The 17,416-nt window shown below is 68.6% G+C and carries 19 protein-coding genes and 1 tRNA gene; 17 read left to right on the top strand and 3 right to left on the bottom strand.

Annotated features, from left to right (window positions below):
• Positions 1 to 4 precede the first annotated feature (4 nt).
• The 9 genes from AIIKEEIJ_RS16105 to AIIKEEIJ_RS34055 all read left to right on the top strand — a co-directional run bounded on the left by AIIKEEIJ_RS16105 (position 5) and on the right by AIIKEEIJ_RS34055 (position 7,897).
• Positions 5 to 1,060, top strand: coding sequence for a hypothetical protein (locus AIIKEEIJ_RS16105; protein ID WP_161996097.1), 1,056 nt, complete (start codon positions 5 to 7; stop codon positions 1,058 to 1,060).
• Positions 1,057 to 2,466, top strand: a complete 1,410-nt coding sequence (locus tag AIIKEEIJ_RS16110) for a C39 family peptidase (RefSeq protein ID WP_161996098.1) — start codon at positions 1,057 to 1,059, stop codon at positions 2,464 to 2,466. The genes AIIKEEIJ_RS16105 and AIIKEEIJ_RS16110 overlap by 4 nt, the downstream gene beginning before the upstream one ends.
• Entirely contained in the window at positions 2,466 to 2,855 is a 390-nt protein-coding gene (locus AIIKEEIJ_RS16115; RefSeq protein WP_161996099.1) for a hypothetical protein, read from the top strand. The genes AIIKEEIJ_RS16110 and AIIKEEIJ_RS16115 overlap by 1 nt, the downstream gene beginning before the upstream one ends.
• A gap of 3 nt (positions 2,856 to 2,858) precedes the next feature.
• Positions 2,859 to 3,155: a hypothetical protein gene (locus tag AIIKEEIJ_RS16120; protein WP_161996100.1), complete on the top strand. Its 297-nt coding sequence runs from the start codon at positions 2,859 to 2,861 to the stop codon at positions 3,153 to 3,155.
• 3 nt (positions 3,156 to 3,158) lie between these two features.
• Complete coding sequence (locus AIIKEEIJ_RS33110) at positions 3,159 to 4,451, top strand: phage upper tail fiber protein (protein WP_238406435.1); 1,293 nt, start codon at positions 3,159 to 3,161, stop codon at positions 4,449 to 4,451.
• The gene (locus tag AIIKEEIJ_RS16130; RefSeq protein WP_161996101.1) at positions 4,451 to 4,945 is read left to right on the top strand and encodes a hypothetical protein; all 495 of its coding nucleotides are present in this window, start codon (positions 4,451 to 4,453) and stop codon (positions 4,943 to 4,945) included. Before AIIKEEIJ_RS33110 ends, AIIKEEIJ_RS16130 begins: the two co-directional genes overlap by 1 nt.
• A gap of 12 nt (positions 4,946 to 4,957) precedes the next feature.
• Complete coding sequence (locus AIIKEEIJ_RS16135) at positions 4,958 to 5,206, top strand: hypothetical protein (protein ID WP_161996102.1); 249 nt, start codon at positions 4,958 to 4,960, stop codon at positions 5,204 to 5,206.
• Positions 5,207 to 5,215: 9 nt separating this feature from the next.
• Entirely contained in the window at positions 5,216 to 6,835 is a 1,620-nt protein-coding gene (locus AIIKEEIJ_RS16140) for a hypothetical protein (protein WP_161996103.1), read from the top strand.
• A gap of 147 nt (positions 6,836 to 6,982) precedes the next feature.
• The gene (locus AIIKEEIJ_RS34055) at positions 6,983 to 7,897 is read left to right on the top strand and encodes a tyrosine-type recombinase/integrase (protein WP_161996104.1); all 915 of its coding nucleotides are present in this window, start codon (positions 6,983 to 6,985) and stop codon (positions 7,895 to 7,897) included.
• Between the two features lie 158 nt (positions 7,898 to 8,055).
• Here AIIKEEIJ_RS34055 and AIIKEEIJ_RS16150 read toward each other — a convergent pair whose 3' ends face one another.
• Positions 8,056 to 8,703: a helix-turn-helix domain-containing protein gene (locus AIIKEEIJ_RS16150; RefSeq protein ID WP_161996117.1), complete on the bottom strand. Its 648-nt coding sequence runs from the start codon at positions 8,701 to 8,703 to the stop codon at positions 8,056 to 8,058.
• Positions 8,704 to 8,910: 207 nt separating this feature from the next.
• Between AIIKEEIJ_RS16150 and AIIKEEIJ_RS34335 the strand changes: the two genes are divergently transcribed.
• Positions 8,911 to 9,255, top strand: coding sequence for an HNH endonuclease signature motif containing protein (locus AIIKEEIJ_RS34335; protein ID WP_443217111.1), 345 nt, complete (start codon positions 8,911 to 8,913; stop codon positions 9,253 to 9,255).
• A 49-nt stretch (positions 9,256 to 9,304) separates the two neighbouring features.
• Here AIIKEEIJ_RS34335 and AIIKEEIJ_RS16160 read toward each other — a convergent pair.
• Positions 9,305 to 9,378: transfer RNA gene (locus tag AIIKEEIJ_RS16160), tRNA-Gly, on the bottom strand.
• Positions 9,379 to 9,599: 221 nt separating this feature from the next.
• Between AIIKEEIJ_RS16160 and AIIKEEIJ_RS16165 the strand changes: the two genes are divergently transcribed.
• The gene (locus tag AIIKEEIJ_RS16165) at positions 9,600 to 10,883 is read left to right on the top strand and encodes a PGAP1-like alpha/beta domain-containing protein (RefSeq protein WP_161996106.1); all 1,284 of its coding nucleotides are present in this window, start codon (positions 9,600 to 9,602) and stop codon (positions 10,881 to 10,883) included.
• Here the strand turns inward: AIIKEEIJ_RS16165 and AIIKEEIJ_RS16170 are convergent.
• On the bottom strand, positions 10,834 to 11,655 hold the full coding sequence (locus tag AIIKEEIJ_RS16170; RefSeq protein ID WP_161996107.1) for an oxygenase MpaB family protein: 822 nt from the start codon (positions 11,653 to 11,655) through the stop codon (positions 10,834 to 10,836). The two genes, AIIKEEIJ_RS16165 and AIIKEEIJ_RS16170, sit on opposite strands and share 50 nt — an antisense overlap.
• A gap of 90 nt (positions 11,656 to 11,745) precedes the next feature.
• Between AIIKEEIJ_RS16170 and AIIKEEIJ_RS16175 the strand changes: the two genes are divergently transcribed.
• The 6 genes from AIIKEEIJ_RS16175 to AIIKEEIJ_RS16200 all read left to right on the top strand — a co-directional run bounded on the left by AIIKEEIJ_RS16175 (position 11,746) and on the right by AIIKEEIJ_RS16200 (position 17,403).
• Positions 11,746 to 12,363 carry a TetR/AcrR family transcriptional regulator gene (locus AIIKEEIJ_RS16175; RefSeq protein ID WP_006947584.1) on the top strand — a complete coding sequence of 206 codons (618 nt, stop codon included), beginning with the start codon at positions 11,746 to 11,748 and terminating at the stop codon, positions 12,361 to 12,363.
• Between the two features lie 87 nt (positions 12,364 to 12,450).
• Entirely contained in the window at positions 12,451 to 13,041 is a 591-nt protein-coding gene (dcd, locus tag AIIKEEIJ_RS16180) for a dCTP deaminase (RefSeq protein WP_006947585.1), read from the top strand.
• Between the two features lie 293 nt (positions 13,042 to 13,334).
• Positions 13,335 to 14,372, top strand: a complete 1,038-nt coding sequence (locus tag AIIKEEIJ_RS16185) for a patatin-like phospholipase family protein (RefSeq protein ID WP_161996108.1) — start codon at positions 13,335 to 13,337, stop codon at positions 14,370 to 14,372.
• 4 nt (positions 14,373 to 14,376) lie between these two features.
• Entirely contained in the window at positions 14,377 to 14,814 is a 438-nt protein-coding gene (locus AIIKEEIJ_RS16190; protein WP_006947587.1) for a PPOX class F420-dependent oxidoreductase, read from the top strand.
• A gap of 22 nt (positions 14,815 to 14,836) precedes the next feature.
• A complete protein-coding gene (locus tag AIIKEEIJ_RS16195; RefSeq protein ID WP_161996109.1) occupies positions 14,837 to 15,712 on the top strand; it encodes an alpha/beta fold hydrolase in 876 nt (291 codons plus the stop codon).
• Between the two features lie 146 nt (positions 15,713 to 15,858).
• The gene (locus AIIKEEIJ_RS16200; RefSeq protein WP_161996110.1) at positions 15,859 to 17,403 is read left to right on the top strand and encodes an ABC transporter substrate-binding protein; all 1,545 of its coding nucleotides are present in this window, start codon (positions 15,859 to 15,861) and stop codon (positions 17,401 to 17,403) included.
• The last annotated feature ends 13 nt before the right edge of the window (positions 17,404 to 17,416 follow it).

The following is a 17,416-nucleotide window of genomic DNA, read 5'->3' on the forward strand; positions in this document are numbered from 1 at the left end:
GAACATGGCCGAAGTGACCGTCGGCGAATACCTCGCATCCGTGCGTATCACCGGCATCGACGACGGCGTCGGACTCGAGAACGCGGTGAACAGCTTCCAGGCCACCCCGAACGACGGGCGGCTCGAGATCATGGCCGGCAACCCGGGACCGCCCGGGCCGCAGGGCCCGGACGCGCACCCGTGGCTGTGGCGCGGCGACGTGGCGGACATGGCCGCGCTGAACGCGATCCGCCCCACTCTCGGCATCGCGCACCGCGGCTGGGCGTACCGGGTCGTGTCCACCAACGCCGTCATGTACTGGGACGGTGAGACGTTCTACCCGTTCCTCAACGCATTCGGCGCCGAAGGACCGCGCGGGCTGCCGAACGAACTCGCCATCGGCACGGTCACCACGATCGACGAGGGTGAACCCGCTGACGCGCAGCTCGTCGGCGATTCTCCGAACCAGGTGCTGAACCTGTGGCTGCCGCGCGGCGGCCTCGGCGAGCAGGGCGATCCGGGCCAGCCCGGGCCGATCATGGGCTCGGCGGACGTCGACAGCTCCGTGCCGCTCGCCGACGGGTACGTGCTCGCCTACCAGGATGCGACGGAGAAGTTCACGCCGACACCGTGGCCCGGCGCGGCAGGCCCGTACGGACTGAGCAACACCGACTTCTCGTCGGGTTCGAATGTGTCCGCGGCATCGAGTGTGATCGCCACCCGCACGATCCCGGCGCAGCCGACCGCGTGGCGGCCGCGCTGCGAGGGCGGGATCTCGATGCAGTCGCATGTCCAGTCGGTCGGCGCGGGCCGGGTCGACGCCGAGGTGCGGATCGGGTCGGCGACCGGCCAGATCGTGGCGCAGGCACCCGGATTCCCGTCGGCGAACTGGATCCGGGCGACGTTCTCCCCGTATTTCGGGGCGACGCTCACCCCCGAATCGACGATCGGTGTCGTTCCCGCCAACACCACCGTGACTCTCTACGTCGTGATCAATCGCAATCTCGGCAGTTCCAACTACTCCTGGTCCAACAGCCTTGCGTCGCTGATGGTCTACTGCGAACCGGTGGTGATCCCGTGACCGAGAAGGTCCTTCCGTACAACCGCAACATCGTGCCCCAGGAAACCGGATACTGGTGCGGACCGGCATCGACACAGGTGGTGCTCGACAGTCTCGGCATCCACGTGCCCGAACCGCAGCTCGCCCGCGAGATCGGCACCCACACCGGTGGCACCGACCACATCGGTCTGATCACCCCGATCCTGAACCGCTACACGAACGCCGGCTACTTCGCTGTGCAGATGCCGCAGGACCCGCCCACCCAGGCGCAGGTCGATCGACTGTGGCGCGACATCGTCGCCTCGATCAACGGCGGCCGCGGCGTCGTCGTGAACTGGGTCGCGCCGCCGTCGAACTACCCCCGCGGGGTGAAGGGCTCGGAATCGCCGCGCTACCACTCCGGCATCGTCTACCACTACGTCGCGGTCATGGGCTACGACGACGAGGCCATGGCAGTGTGGGTCGCCGACTCCGGGTTCCAGCCGCAGGGCTACTGGCTCTCGCTCGCACAGCTCGCCACGCTGATCCCGCCGAAGGGATACGCCGCGGCCCCGGGCCCTGCCAAGGTGGAGCCCGCACCCGTGCCAGCCGCCGAGGGGCTCACGGCCGAGGTGCTCGCCGAGGCTATGGGCGGCGCCGTCCCGCTCGACCGCTACCGCCAACTGCTGCCAGCCTTCTCCTCGGCGATGATCCAGGGAGGCTGCACAACCGTCGAACGCGCCGCGATGTGGTGCGCGCAGCTGGGACACGAGTCGAAGGGCTTGAGTCTGTTCCGGGAGTTGTGGGGCCCAACCGATGATCAGCGCACCTATGACGGGCGTATGGGCAACGGCGCCGGTGAGGGGTTCAAGTACCGCGGTCGAGGCGCCATTCAGGTCACAGGCAAGAACAACTACCGGTCGTTCTCGCAGTGGGCCCACAAGCACGGCCACGTTCCGACGCCGACGTTCTTCGTCGACGATCCTGACCAGCTCGAAGCCGATCGCTATGCCCTGCTGGGCGCTGTCTGGTACTGGACGACTCAGCGCCCGCTGAACGACCTGGCCGATGCCCGCGACATCGTCGGCGCCACCCGTGCGATCAACGGCGGCACGAACGGTCTTCCGGACCGGCAGCTGCGATATCAGCGGTGCCTGGCGCTCGGGTCCGCACTACTACCCACTACAGGGGGTTTCCTCATGGCACTGTCCGAAGCCGAACAGCGGCAGCTGTTCGAGGCGATCTGCAAGCCGCAGAAGTCGCTGGTCGAAGCGGAGTTCCTCGGCGGTCAGCCGCCGGCCGAACTCGACGCCGCGACGTTCGCGCGCACCGCGGACTACCAGGCATTCCACGCCGCCAGGCTGGCCGAGAAGTCCGTGAGCCTGGTCGAGAAGCTGACCGAGCGGGTCGCCCAGCTCGAGCAGCGTCTGGCGAACGGAGGCAAGTGATGCTGCAGAAGATCTCGACGACCTGGCCGGCGATCCGGCAGGTCATCTACTCCGCCGCGGCCGCGATCTTCGGCGCCCTGACACTGCTCGGGGTGTTCACCGACGCCGACGTGACGACCTACCTCGGACACACCGCCACGGTCCTGACCGGCATCGGCACCCTGGTCTACATCCTGGCTGGGCTCTACACCCCGAAGCCGAAGGGCGCGCAGCCGCCCACGATCGGTGACGGCACCGACACCCCGGTCAACTACCAGACAGAGACGGTACGGCCGGGAGCCGGTGACGTCGTCACCGAGACGATCCGCGTCGCCACCGAGCGGGCACAGCAGCTCGCCCCCAGCGTCGGACAGTTGCGCGCCGACCTCGAACGCCGACTCAAGGGGTAACGCGTGCTGCTCGAGCTTCTTTCGCCCGAGCGGATCCAGCAGTTCGGAATCGCAGCCACGAGCATTCTCGGCGTGTGGCTCGGCCGGCAGTCCTCGAAGGTGAAGAAGCTCCAGGCACGGCTCGACGAGCTCGAAGCGCAGTCCGAAAAGGATCGGAATCTCATCTCGAAGGCCGTGCGCTACATACGAGAACTGCTCTGGCATATCCGGACGCAAGATCTGCTATTGCGGCAACACGCCCCGGCCGTTCAGATCCCCGACCCGCCGGAGGTCCCCGACGAACTCAAAGAGGAGGTCTGAGTTATGGGAACCCTGCAGCCCGCGAAGTACGGGAAGGTCATCGGCCGCCTGATGGCGATCGTCGGTGACGGACCCGACGAGGACGAGTATCCCGTCGCCGGTGGATTCCCGGACGCGCGCCCGCTCGCCGGGACGGTGACCTTCACTCCGCGGGTCGGAACCATCCTCGTCGCCGGCGCGCAACCGGACCCTGTGACTGCGTTCGCCCATCCGGTCACCGCCCAGCTCGACGAGAACGGGTACCTCACTCTCAACGGGAAGAGGGGCGTGTTCCTGCTCTGCCCCAGCGCGGAGACGAACCCCAGCTTCTTCACCTACTCGGTGCGCTACAACGTCACCCTCGACCAGCGCCCGGTCTCGACACCGGCGTTCGACATCGAGCTCGTCGAGTACGTGCCGGGACCGGACCCCGATGATCCCGACGAGGGTTCGACCGCGGTCAACCTCACATTGATGACCCCGGCGCAGCCGTCGGCGGGCACACCGGTGGTGCGTGGCCCGAAGGGCGACAGCGTCACCGATATCGCCCTCTCGCCGGACGGCACCGCGCTGGTGTTCACGATCGCACGAGCGAACGGCGACGAGGAGCGCACCGTCCCGGTGCCAGCGCTGCCGATCATGTCCGACGTGGAGGCGTTCGCGGCGATCGCTGGCGCGGGTGCGACGACCGCGACGGAGATGGCGGAGGACGCGGCCGACTTCGCGGCTGCCGCGGCGGCATCGGCGGCCGAGGCGGCCGGGTACGTCGGTGGCGTGGCGGACAACACGATCACCTCGGCGAAGATCATCGACGGGGCGATCATGGACGTCGATATCAACGCCGCGGCCGGGATCGCCCAGTCGAAGATTGCTGGGCTCGTCGATGATCTCGCCGGGAAGGCGCCGTCGTCGCACACGCACACGGCGGCGCAGATCTCCGACGCGACAACCGTCGGGCGCGGCGTGCTCACCGCCGCGACGGCTGGCGACGCTCGGACGGCGATCGGCGCCGGCACGTCGAGCCTGACGCTCGGCACGACCGGGACGACGGCGTGCGCCGGGAACGACGCTCGGCTCTCCGATCAGCGCGTGCCGACGGACAGCTCCGTGACGAGCGCGAAGATCGCCGACGGGGCGATAGTCGACGGAGACATCTCGCCGACGGCCGGGATCGCGCTCTCGAAGCTCGCGACCGGACGCGTCGCCGGATCCGACAACGCCGGCGCCCGGACGCTGACGATCTGGGTCGGCACCGAGGCGCAGTACACCGCGATCGGAACGAAGGACGCGAACACGCTCTACTTCAGGACCGCGTGATGGCGGGCCTCGCATGGGCTGCGACGGCGATCGCGAAGGTCGCTCTCGGTGCCGTCGCGATCGAGAAGATCAGTCTCGGCGCCGCGCTCGTCTGGCAGGCTGTGACGTTCCTGCCGTCCGGCATGACGAAGAACGGGACGCAGAACTTCACGACGTCGTGGGCGCTGCTCACCGGGTGGACGGCGAACACCGGCACCTACCCGGGATCGACGGTCGTGTCGAATGCGCTGCAGGCGCAGGGCGGAAAGACGGGCGCGACAATCTCGGTTTCCCTGCCCTACACCGGATCGTTCACCAATCCGCACACGGCACGCATTCTGTTGAACGGGGCCGTGATAGCGACCGGAACACCGAACGGTGCGGCGTCGGGAACGATGACCGCGACCGCCTCGGATGTCACGCTCGCCGACGGCGACGACGTCACGGTCGAAGTCATGGTCGACACATACGCGGACGGCTCCGTCTCCGCCGGCGGCACCGTGACCATCACGTAGGAGGAAGATCCAATGACTTCGCCGAACCCTCTGGTCGAGCAGCTCGTCGCGCGTATCGGCGCACTCGGCTTCGGCGCCCCGCCGTCCGTGCCGGACGGTGCGATCACGCTCGCGAAGCTGGCACCCGACGTCACCGCGCAACTCGGCGCCGGAGGTGGAGGGTCGGTCACCGTCGACCCGGACGACCCCGACTATCTGACCGCGACCGGCGGCACCATCGCTCCGGATCCGTCCGATCCCGACTACCTCACCTTCACGTAGGAGGCCACCGTGACCACACCCTCGCAGCCGCGCTGGCCCAACCCGGGCTCGGACGGGCGACTCAAGGAGAAGCACCTGCCCGCGCACCTCGGGCAAACGAACCTGAATGCCACTTATGGGCTCCAGGCGAAGACGACCGGGCCCGTACAGGACGCACTAGACGCTGGCGCAGTGGGCGGCCTTCCAGTGTTCGTTACGCCGGGAACCCATACGGTCACGCGCACCACTTCCGGCGATCGCCGGGCGCTGGCGAGCGCGGCTGGAACCCGGATCTCCGGCCTCGGAACATCCTCAATCGTCAGGCTCGATACGTCTGAGGCGCCGCAGGCCAGTCTCAGCCACTTTCTGCTCCTAGGCAGCACTGTCGACGGTGTAAGCGACGTGACTGTCGAGAAGATCCGTGCCGAGATCAATCAGCGGCAGATCAACCGGTGGTCCCGGATCGTGTCGCGCCAGGTGGCTTCGGACAACTCCTACTGCACAGTGTTCACCCTGGGGGACCACTACCTCACGGTGGGCGACTCCATCGAGATTGCGAACGCCGAACTCGCGGCCCTGAACGGGATCAAGACGGTCAGCGAGGTCCTGACCCCCAAGTCCTTCCGCGTCACGGGCGCCTCGTCCTCGAACAAGGCGGTCGTCACGCAGGGGTATGACGCGACGGTTCGTCTGGTCGGTGCTACCGGGTCTATCGACGGAATCACGTCGATTCCGAACAGCCTGTCAACGAAGGCGTCCGAGAACATCTTTGTCCGGGACTGCATCATCAACGGCACGTCGAACGCGGTGAGGGCAACAATTATCCGGGCTGCGGAGAGTGGCGTATTCCACCGAAACTGGCTCGTGCAGAACTGCCGGGGCCGCGACTTCAGCAACAAGGTTGTCGAGTACGGCTTTGTCGACGGCGGCAAAGTGATCGACTCCCAATTCTCGGGCTGCGCCGACGGTCTCCAAGCGATCTTCTGGTCTCGCAACATCGAGTTTCGGGGCAACCGCATCGGCTACTACCTGAGCGGGATCAACGTCACCTCAGGCTCGCACGACGTCGACATCGTGAACAATCTGGTCGAGGCAGAGGCGGACGCCCCCAAGCTCTTGCGCGGGGCCGCTCTACTCCTGCGGACCGAGAACACGTCCGGCGAGAACTACGTGAGCTACAACGTCCGCTCACGCGGGAACATCTACCGCAACACCGTGACGGACTCGCGGGACGTCCTCGCATTCTCAACACTGAGCGCCGTCGCATCATCCGAGTTCCGCGATCTCTCGTTCGATCATGACACCTTCGACGGAGCTGTTCGGCTGTACGAGCAGGTCACGCCCGCAAAGACGACTATCCGCGGGGTCCGCTTCACGGCGTGCCGGATCAAGACCCTCGTCACGGTGCCGTACGCGACCAGCAAGGTCTACGACGTGGTGTTCCGTGACTGCGACTTCACCGACGATGTGACGGTCAACGCCAGCGACGTGCAGTTCATCGACTGCCGTTTCGCGGGCGGGGTCACCATCTCGGCGGACGCATCGGACATTGTGATGCGCGGGTGCACCTCGGCGACCGCGATCGTGAACAACGGTACCGGCGCGGTGCTCGAGGGCAATCGCGTGCGGCCGACTTACCCCCGCCCGTAACGGCTCACGCGAAGCCCATTACCAACTCGAGTTTTCACGACCATGCAGGTATGGTGGCGAAGCCCCCGAAACGAGGGCGGCCCCGCACCGGTGCTACCAACACCGATCGGGGCCTTGCCACCACACCAGCGCAATGGAGTGATGACCGTGCCCAACCCTACCCTCGAGGCGACCGAAGTCCTCGGAACACCCAAGTTCACCCAGGACGACGTCCTGTTCGCCTCGTTCCTCGCCCGCTACACCGGGCAGACCTTCACCAGCTACAGCCTCGACATCCGACTCTGGCGCGACTGGTGCCGCAGCTACGGACTCGACCCCATCCGCGGAATCCAACGCGCCCACATCGAACTGTTCGCCCGCCACCTCGAAATCGAGCGCAACAACAAACCCTCCACCGTGCACCGCCGCCTGTGCTGCCTGCGCACCTTCTTCTGGCTCATGCAAGAAGACGGCATCATCGACAAGTCCCCGGCGGTCAACGTGAAGATGCCCCGCTGGCAGATCGACATGACCAAGAAGGTCGGGCTCGAACGCAAGGACTACATGGCGCTGATGGCCGCGGCCCGCGAATCCTCACCGGCCGACGAAGTCCTCATCGCTCTGATGGGGCAGCTCGGGTTGCGGGTATCCGAGGCGTGCGGGCTGGACATCAAAGACTTCCAGGACACCGTGCTGGGGCATCGGGTGGTGCGGTTCGTCGGCAAGAACACCAAGGCCGCATCGATCCCGATTCCGGTGCCGGTGCTGCGATCGATGGAACGCGCCGCCGGCGGCCGCACGTCGGGCCCGCTGATCCTGCGCCGCGACGGGAGTCGTATGACGCGCCGGTCTGCGGATCGGGTGGTCAAGCGGATCGCTCGTCAGGCTGGTCTGCCGTCGATCTCGTGCCACACCTTGCGGCACACGTTCGTGGTGTCGGCGCTCGATTCGAATGTGCCGTTGCGTGAGGTGCAGATAGCGGCCCGTCATGCCGACATTCGACAGACGTTGGCGTACGACCGGGGACGGTCGAGCCTCGACCGGCATGCCGCGTACGTGGTGTCCGCGTACATGGGGCAATAGACACAGGCAACCCGCTTCTATCGGCGGACACACACGAAGCGCCCCACGACCCAGGGATGGGTACGTGGGGCGCTTTTCGTGTATGCGGGGAAGGGGCGGGCGTAATGCTTCCCGGACACCGCGACTTCGGTGGCCCACCACACCCGCCGGTGTCGAGTCTAGGCGGCGGTCTGCCAGCGGCGGATGGTGCGTTCGGTGACCCCGACCATCTCGGCGGCTTGGCGTTGGGTCATGCCGGCGGCGATCGCTTCGAGGGCTCTGGTGCGTCGGTCGTCGCCTGGTTCGTCCGGCGCCGGGGTGGGCTCGCCGGCGACCGGTTCCGGATCCGGTTCGGGTGTGGGGATCGGGGCGGGATCATCATGACAATCAACGAGCTCGAACGGCTCCAGAACGTCCGGTTCTGTCACGTGACCAATCGGTGTAGGGGTGTGGAGTAGCCGAACCGTCAGGTGGGTGGCGACCAGATGGGCGAGCGGGGGCGTAGCGGCGATCGCAGCGGACAGCCCGACCGCCAGGGCGCCGGGGGCGAGCACGGCGTGGGTGACGTTCCCGGCGAGGGAGCCGAGCGAGGCCACCGACAGGATCGCCCACGGGTAGGCCCGGCGGTGCGGGTCGGCGTAGACGGAGAGGGTGGCGACGACGATCAGGCCGTCGACGACGACGGCCCACGCTTTGGATTCCCAGTGTCCCCAGCCGGCCCAGGAGGCGAGGGTGGACAGGGCGACGAAGGACAAGGCGAGGGCGAGGGCGGCGATGGTCGCGGACGTGGTGACGGCGATCCATCGCGCTGGGGTGCGCGTGGTCATGGTGGGTGGTTCCTTGCTGGTCGGGCGCCTGGCAGGGCGCTTTCGATCTTGACGACACTCTACCGCGGTGCTGCCATGGGGTGTATGCGGCGGGAACCGGATGGGCACATGTTGGCGAGGTTGCCGGCGCGGTGGCGGCACAAGATCCGGCGGGACCGGGCGGGGTGTTGGATCTGGGGCGGTGCGGTCGGGACCCGCGGGTACGGGATGGTGCGCCACGAGCGGCGGACGCAGACGATCCACCGGGTGGTCTATCGCGAGCTTGTCGGGGAGATCCCGGAGGGGTTTGAGATCGATCACACGTGCACGGAGAAGCTGTGCGCCAATCCGCGGCACTTGGAGGCGATCGCTCCGGCCGAGCATCACCGGAGGACGAGGGAGAGGGCGAACGAGCGGTGTAGAAGACGCGAGGAGAGGCGCCGCATTGCCCGTCTGAGCGATGTTTGCACTTCGGTTTACCCCGAGAGCCGGGCGACGCTCTCAGGAGCGCTCAGCGGGCCGGATTTCCCGGTCGCGGAAATTGGGCATCAAATGAGACTCTTCGCAGGTTGACCTACGGATTGGAGGATTGAACCTTGCGCTCAGGCAGTTGTCTGTCAAATGGAGCCGATGACGGGAATCGAACCCGCGTATTCAGCTTGGGAAGCTGATGTTCTACCATTGAACTACATCGGCACGCTGGGCTTTTGCCGATTTCTCGGCTCCGTCCACGCTCGTCGCACACTGTAGCAGACTCCGCACGGACGACGTCACATCCACCCCGGAGCGTTCCGTTTCGAGGGGGAGGTTGTTGCGGCAAACGCCGAGTGGAGGCCTCCGGAACCACCCCCTCGTCGCCGGAACCTCCCGCTCGCACCCGCCGCGACAGCGGCGCGTCGCACCCCCACACTGGGAGCATGAAGGCCACGGGGGAGCGGTCCGAGGCGTCCGAGCTGGCTCGGCTGCTGCTGGACGAGGTGGGCGCGGCGACCGGGGGCGTGCAGGCGATGCACCGCAGCATCTCCGACCGGGTGTTCGGGGCGGTCGCACTGGGCGTCGGGACGCCGGCGCTCGCGGTGAAGGCCGCGCACGACGCGATCGCCGACGGGGTCTATTCCGCGATCAGGGGTGCCGCCGCGGCGACGGGGAAGCTGGCCGCGCTCGGGCTCGCGGAGTCCACCGGCGACCGGTTGCCGTCGGAGAGCGTCCGCGGGGCGATGGCGATCGCCGCGGTCGAGGGCCTCATCGGCGACGTCCTCGAGGCCGAGGGCTCACCGCTGGCGCTGCCGATGTCGGTGCGGGTGGACAGCCGGGCCGTGCCGCTCACGACCGAGGGCCTCGCCCGCGCGTTCCCGCCCGCGACGGGCCGCGTGGTGGTGTTCGTCCACGGTCTGATGGAGACCGAGACGACGTGGCGGTTCGGCGGCCGTCGTACCTACGGCGAACGACTCGTCGACGATCTCGGCTGCACGTCCGTGTTCGTCCGCTACAACACGGGCCGGCGCATCTCCGCGAACGGTCGGGAGCTGTCGGCGCTGCTCGACGCGCTCGTGCGGGCGTGGCCGCGCAAGGTCGAGCAGCTCGCGTTGATCGGCCATTCCATGGGTGGGCTCGTCGCGCGCAGCGCCTGCTTCTACGGCACCGAGACCGATGCGGCGTGGACTCATCTTGTGCGCCATGTCGTTTCGCTCGGATCCCCGCATCTGGGGGCGCCGCTCGAGCAGGCGGTGCACTACGCGAGCGCCGCGCTCGTCGCGGTCCCGGAGCTGCGGCCGTTCGGGACGCTGCTGCGACGGCGCAGCGCCGGCATCCGCGACCTGAACCAGGGCGCCGTGGTGGACGAGGACTGGTCCGGTCGCGGCATCGACGACCTGCGCCGCGCCGTGTGCCGGGAGGTGCCCCTGTTGGACGGGGCGATGCACTGCTTCGTGTCGGCGACCCTGACGCGCAGCCCGGCTCATCCGCTGGGGCGGTTGCTCGGGGACGGACTCGTCCTGGTGCCGAGCGCGTCGGGGCACGGCCGGACCCGGCGCATCGGCTTCCGCATGGAGGACGGCATGCACCGGGCGCCGGCGCACCATCTGACGCTGCTCAACGACGACGAGGTCTACCGGCAGCTGCTGATGTGGCTGCGCACCGGCCCCGGAGGGCCTAGACCAGCGGACGGCCCGTCCGGATCCGCCGGCGCAGATCGGCCATGAGCAGCCGGTAGGGGGCTTCGCGCAGCGCCACCGGGAGCCGCGAGTTGACCGCCCCGAGGGTGCGCATGAGCCGGTCGAAGCGGCGCTGGTCGCGCGGGCTCCACGGCAGCCGCATCCGGTCGCGGAACATCGGCGGCAGGAAGCCGGTGGTGAGGAACAGGTTGAGCCGGCCGAACAGCAGCGACATCGGGCGGGGCAGGAACCGCATGGCGGCGATGGCGTAGAGGTGGTCGCGCACGACGTCGTCGATGTCGACCTTGGCGAGCGCTTCGTTCCAGTACTCCTCGAACGCCTCGCGGTCGATCGGCCACATGTCGGGCTCGACCTGCAGGGTGGTGCCGAAGGTGGCGCCCTTGCGGTAGTACCACTCGACGGCCTCGGCCGGGATCGGTCCGTAGAGCGCGTGGTGCACGTCCTCGAAGCCGCGGTAGATGCACGCGGCCACCCACAGCTGCAGTTCGGGGTCGAAGGCGTTGTATTCGACCGGGCTCGCCTCGGTGGAGCGGATGTGGCGGTGGGCGGTGTTGACGGCGCGCCGGAAGAGTTGCTTCTCCTCGTCGGTGCCGGTGGCCGCGACCGCCAGGTAGGTGAGGGTGGTGCGGGTGCGTTTGATCGGATGGTCGAACAGCCGGCCGGAGGCGACACGGCTCTCGACGACGCCGTAGCCGACGCCGGGGTGGGACAGCTGCATGATGACGTTCGCCGCGCCGGCCATGAGGCCGAGGCCGTCCATGACGTCGTCGAACTCGGCAGGCTTCTCGAGGGTGGTCACGAGGTCGATCCCTTCGTCCGTCCTATATGTGAACACGAATGTAGTCACATATATGATCGGGGTAAAGAGCTCTCCTGAGAAGATGGACGGATGGTGACAGGACGGCTCTACGGGGGACGCGGGGGAGAACAGCGGCAGGCGGAACGGCGGGCGCAGCTCATCGAGGCCGGGCTCGACATCCTCGGCGGACCCGACGGCGATCACACCCTGTCCGTCCGCGGCGTGTGCAAGCGCACCGGCCTGGCCTCACGCTACTTCTACGAGAACTTCCCCGACCGCGACGAACTCACCGTCGCCGTGTACGACCACGTGATCCAGCGGATCGCCGAGAGCACCCTGCGCGCGGTCACGGAGGCACCGCGCGACGAACGGTCGGTGGTCCGGGCCGGCGTGGAGAACATCGTCCGCGAGGTCGCCGAGGACCCGCGCATGGGCCGGCTGATCTTCTCCGTCAGCCAGGCCAACCCCCAGCTGGTGAGCCGGCGACTCGAGTCGTCGCGCATGTTCGCCGGGCTGGTGACGGCGCAGGCGGTGGACTTCTTCGAGGTGAGCTCGACGCCCCGGCTCGACCTCGCGGCGCACTTCGTCGTCGGCGGCCTCGCACAGGTGCTGACGGCGTGGCTCGAGGGCGACAGCCCGCTGAGCCAGGACGAGGTGATCGAGGCCTGCACCGATTTTCTGCTCACGATGTCGTCGCAGGCCCGCTGACGCGACCGGCGGCGACGGACATCCGGCGCGGCTGACAACCTCGAGCGCTCTCGGAGCCGCCCTGTGCGGGTTGTTAGCCTCTACCTCGTGCTGCTCTCCGATCGCGACATCCGCGCCGAGGTCGCCTCCGGGCGTCTCGGCATCGACCCCTTCGATGCGGCGATGGTGCAGCCGTCGAGCGTGGACGTACGGCTCGACAGCCTGTTCCGCGTCTTCAACAACACCCGCTACACGCACATCGACCCCGCGCAGCGCCAGGACGAGCTCACCTCGCTGGTGCAGGCCCCGCCCGGGGAGCCGTTCGTGCTGCACCCGGGCGAGTTCGTGCTCGGCTCGACGATGGAGACGTGCAGCCTGCCCGACGACCTCGCCGGCCGGCTCGAGGGCAAGTCGTCGCTCGGCCGCCTCGGGCTGCTCACCCACTCCACGGCCGGGTTCATCGACCCGGGCTTCAGCGGGCACATCACCCTCGAGCTCTCCAACGTCGCCAACCTGCCGATCACGCTGTGGCCGGGGATGAAGATCGGGCAGTTGTGCCTGTTCCGGCTGACCAGCCCGGCCGAGCACCCCTACGGCAGCGCCGCCGTCGGGTCGAAGTACCAGGGCCAGCGCGGCCCGACGCCGTCGAAGGCGTATCTCAACTTCGTGCGCGAACACCCCGACGCCCGCCCGAGCTGACCGGGCGGTTGTCGCGTCGAAGGGGCGGTTGCTGCGCCGGCCTCTCGGCGTTCGCCGCAACAGGCGCCCCCTCGACACGAGATCCTCCCGTTCAGCCGCCACTTCACAGTCCGGACCGCGATTTCCTGCCAGCGTTCGCACGGTGCCCGGCATAGTGTGAACGGGACAGGGGAGCCGGGTGCGTCCGTCCCGCGAACAGTTCGTCGATGCGGCACTGCGGTGCAGGAGGAGGCGGCCATGTACGGGTGCGAACGGATCGTCCCGGGCGGCGGACGCGGCCTCGGGGGTGTGCGATGACCGCAGCCCCGCATCCGGACGTCGCCGACCTCGTCCTCGCCGGCGGCGGGGTGAAGGGCATCGGCCTCGCCGGTGCCGTCGTGGCTCTGGCCGACGCCGGATACCGGCTCAACCGGGTGTCGGGCACGTCCGCGGGGGCGGTGGTCGGCGCCATCGTCGCGGCCGGATCGAAGGCCGGATGGACGGGCGAGCAGATGCGCGACGCCGTCTTCGGGATCAGGTACCGCAAGTTCCTCGACCCGGGGCCCGTCGAACGGATTCCCCTGCTGGGTCCCGCATTCGGGGTGCTCCGGGGGTCGGGGATCTACCAGGGCGACTACGCGCACGCCTGGATCCGGGACACGCTGAAGGACCTGGGCGTCAGCACCTTCGGGGATCTGCGGATGGAGGACGACGACATCCCGGAGGAGCGACGGTACCGGCTGGTGGTCACCGTCACGGACATCACGCGGGGCCTGCTGGTCCGGCTGCCGTGGGACTACCGGTCGGTCTACGGCCTCGATCCCGACGAGCAGTCGGTGGCCGACGCGGTGCGCGCGTCCATGTCGATCCCGTTCTATTTCCGGCCCGCGACGCTCACCGCCACGTCCGGGTTGACGTCGACACTGGTCGACGGCGGGCTACTGTCGAACTTCCCGATCGACTCGCTCGACCGGATCGACACCGAGCAACCCCGCTGGCCCACCTTCGGCGTCACCGTGCTGCCGAACCTGCCCGCCGACAACGACAAGGTCCTCCCACCGCTGCGGCTGCTGCGTCCGTTCTCGGCCCTCGGCGACTCCCCGGAGCTGATCGAGGGCATCGTCACCACCGTGCTCGTCGGCCGCGACCAGGCCCACCTCAACCAGCTGTGGGTCAGCGCCCGCACGATCCGGGTCGACTCGACCGAGGTGGGGGTCCTCGACTTCCACCTCGACAAGTCCGAGATCGAGGCACAGTTCGCCAAGGGGTACGAGGCGGCGCAGGGGTTCCTGTCGACCTGGAACTGGGTGGAGTACGTCAAGCGCTACCGTTCCCACGGAAAGAGATGGTGATCCCATGACGGCGCCCGCGGACAGGATCGAATCACTCTTCGCTGCAACGAAGATCGGCGCCCTCGTCACGCTGAAGCGGGACGGGCGGCCGCAGCTCTCCAACATCGTGTACCACTACGACCCCGGCGCCCGGACGTTCTCGGTCTCCATCACCGACGGGCGGGCCAAGACCGCGAACATGCGCCGCGACCCGCGCGTGAGCCTGTATGTCAGCGCCGCCGACGGCTGGGCGTACGCGGTCGCGGAGGGCACCGCCGAACTGTCGCCCGTCGCGAAGGACCCGCACGACGACACCGTCGAGGAACTCGTCGCCCTGTATCGGGCGGTGCAGGGCGAACACCCGGACTGGGACGAGTTCCGGGACGCGATGGTCGCCGACCGCCGGCTCGTGCTGACGATGCGGGTCGAACGGTTCTACGGGATGGCCGGACCGACCGGCTGATCCGGACGAAGGGGGGAAGGCGATGCCGCGTGCGTCGACAACAGAATTCGCAGCCTCCACTGCGGGGAGGCAGTTCCTCCGCGCCTACGATGCCGTGCTCGCGAAGTGGCCGGCGGACGTCGGCGCAGTGACGGTCGAATCGGAATTCGGCACAACGCATATCAACGTCTGCGGCCGCGAGGACGCGCCGCCGGTCCTCCTGCTGCCCGGAGGGGGAGCGACGTCGACGGTGTGGTTCGCCAACGCCGCCGCGCTCGCCACCCGGTACCGGGTCCTGGCGGTGGATCCGATCGGTGACGTGGGACGGAGTGTCGCGCACGGAAAGCCGATGCGCAGCGTGGACGATCTGCTGTCGTGGCTCGACGGCATCGCGGCGACGCTCGGCCTGTCCTCGTTCCGGCTGGCCGGCCACTCGTACGGGGCGATGATCGCGCTCGCCTACACGCTCGAACGCCCCGAGCGGATCTCGAACATGGTGTTGCTCGATCCGAATTCGTGCTTCGCCGGGATGCGCGCACAGTACCTCGCCCGCGCGATCCCCCTGCTGCTCCGGCCGAGCGACCACCGCCAGCGCAGCTTCCTCGCGTGGGAGGCCGGCGGCCGGCCCCTCGACGCGGACTGGCTGAACCTCGCCGCCCAGGGCGCCGAGCACTTCCCGACGGCGAAGCTGGTCGTCCCGAAACGACCCGCACGTCCCACCCTCGCCGGGCTCGGGGTCGACACGACGGTGATTCTCGCGGCCGGCAGCAAGATCCACGACAGCGCGCGGGTGGCGGCCGCGGTCGCGGCGACGAGCTCGCGGCTGCGGCCGGTGATCGTCGAGGGAGCAACGCACCACACGATGCCCATGGTCCCGGCCGCGGAGGTGAATTCCACCCTCCTCGGCGCGCTCGGCTGACCACCTGTTCCCGCACGGTCTCGTTCAGTGGGAACGGCGATGTGCGGCATGTCACAAGCCCCTACGTTCGGTCGGTAACAGGCCGTGCGCATCGACGTCCGTCCTGAAATCGACTGTGCGCGCGAGCGCTTCGAGGAAGGGGCGAGATGCCGGTCGCAACGGGCAGGTTTTCCATCCGGCGGTGGACGGCCGCCCTCGGGACGTGCGCGGTGCTGGCGGCCGCGTGCGGCTCCGAGGTGTCCGAGCACTCGGGTGTCGCCGACCCGACGATCCCCCTGCGCTACGCGACGGTCTTCGGCGCGTCCTCCTTCGACCCGCACAAGACCAAGATCACCAGTGACGCCACGATGCTCAACCTGGTCTACGACCGGCTCGTGCACCGCGACGTCGACGCGCAACCCGTCCCCGGCCTGGCCGAATCGTGGGAGCTGACGGACGAGTCCCTCACCCTGCATCTGCGCGAGGGGGTGAGCTTCGCCGACGGTTCCCCCGTGGACGCGGCCGCCGTCCGGGCCAACCTGAACCGCGCCCTCGAACCGGACTCGGTGACCGCACCGATGCTCGCCGGGGTCACCGGCATCACGACCCCCGACGATCGCACCGTCGTGCTCGCGCTGGACCGGCCCGGCGCCCAGCTCGTCCTCGCGCTGTCCGACCTGGCCGGGATGATCGTCGACCCCGACGCATTCGGAACCCCGGAGAAGAACGCCGCGCTGGCGCTCACCCCGGCCGGTGCCGGCCGCTACACGGTCACCCGCGCGCAGCCGGGCGCCGAGTACGAGTTCGCCGCGCGGCCCGGCTACTGGGATCCCGACGCGGTCCGCACCGACAGCGTGGTGTGGACCGTGATGACCGATCCGCAGGCCCGGCTCAACGCCGTGTCCTCCGGAGACCTGGACGCCGCCATCACCACGCCACTGACCATCGATGCCGCCGAGCAGCAGGGCCTTCGGGTCGAGGCGGCGCTGCGGCTCGACCACATGGCCGTCAACCTCAACCGGTCGCGCGGGGAGTTCGGCAAGCTGGAGGTGCGGCAGGCGCTGGCGTACGCGATCGACCGGCAGTCCATCGCCGACACTGCGATGGAGGGCCACGCCGAGGCCGCGACGCAGAACTTCCCGAAGGACTACTTCGCCTACGAGCCCGACCTGGCCGGAGCCTACCCGTACGACCCCGACAGGGCGCGGGAGCTCCTGGCACAGGCGGGACTGCCGAACGGGTTCTCCTTCACTGCGATCCTGCTCAACCTGCCCGAGAACGTGCAGGTGGCCCAGATCGTGCAGCAACAGCTCGCCGAGGTCGGCATCGACATGCAGTTGAAGCCGATGCCGCCGTCCGAAGCCTCCCCGACGTTCAACCGCGGGGACGCCGACGCCGTCGTCACCACCTTCACCGGCCGGTCCGATCCCGCCCTGCTGTTCTCCTCGCTGTACGGGGCGGAGTCGCCACAGAACCCGTCCCGCAGCACGGCCCCCGGATTCCAGGAGGCCCTGGATGCGGCCAACCGCGAGTCCGATCCGCAGGCGCGCGCCGGCAAGCTCGGCAACGTGTCGAAGCTGGTCAGCGACAACGCGCTCGCGATCCCGCTGGTGTTCTTCGAGCTCGGCTCCACCCTGACCGATCAGGTCGTGGGCTACGAACCCACCCTGCTCGTCGACGAGTGGCGCGGCGTCGGCGTCGCCACCCCGTGAACCCCTCGACGAC

Origin of the sequence: Rhodococcus sp. YH1, assembly GCF_009939605.1 — a bacterium.
GTDB classification, from domain to species: domain Bacteria; phylum Actinomycetota; class Actinomycetes; order Mycobacteriales; family Mycobacteriaceae; genus Rhodococcus; species Rhodococcus aetherivorans.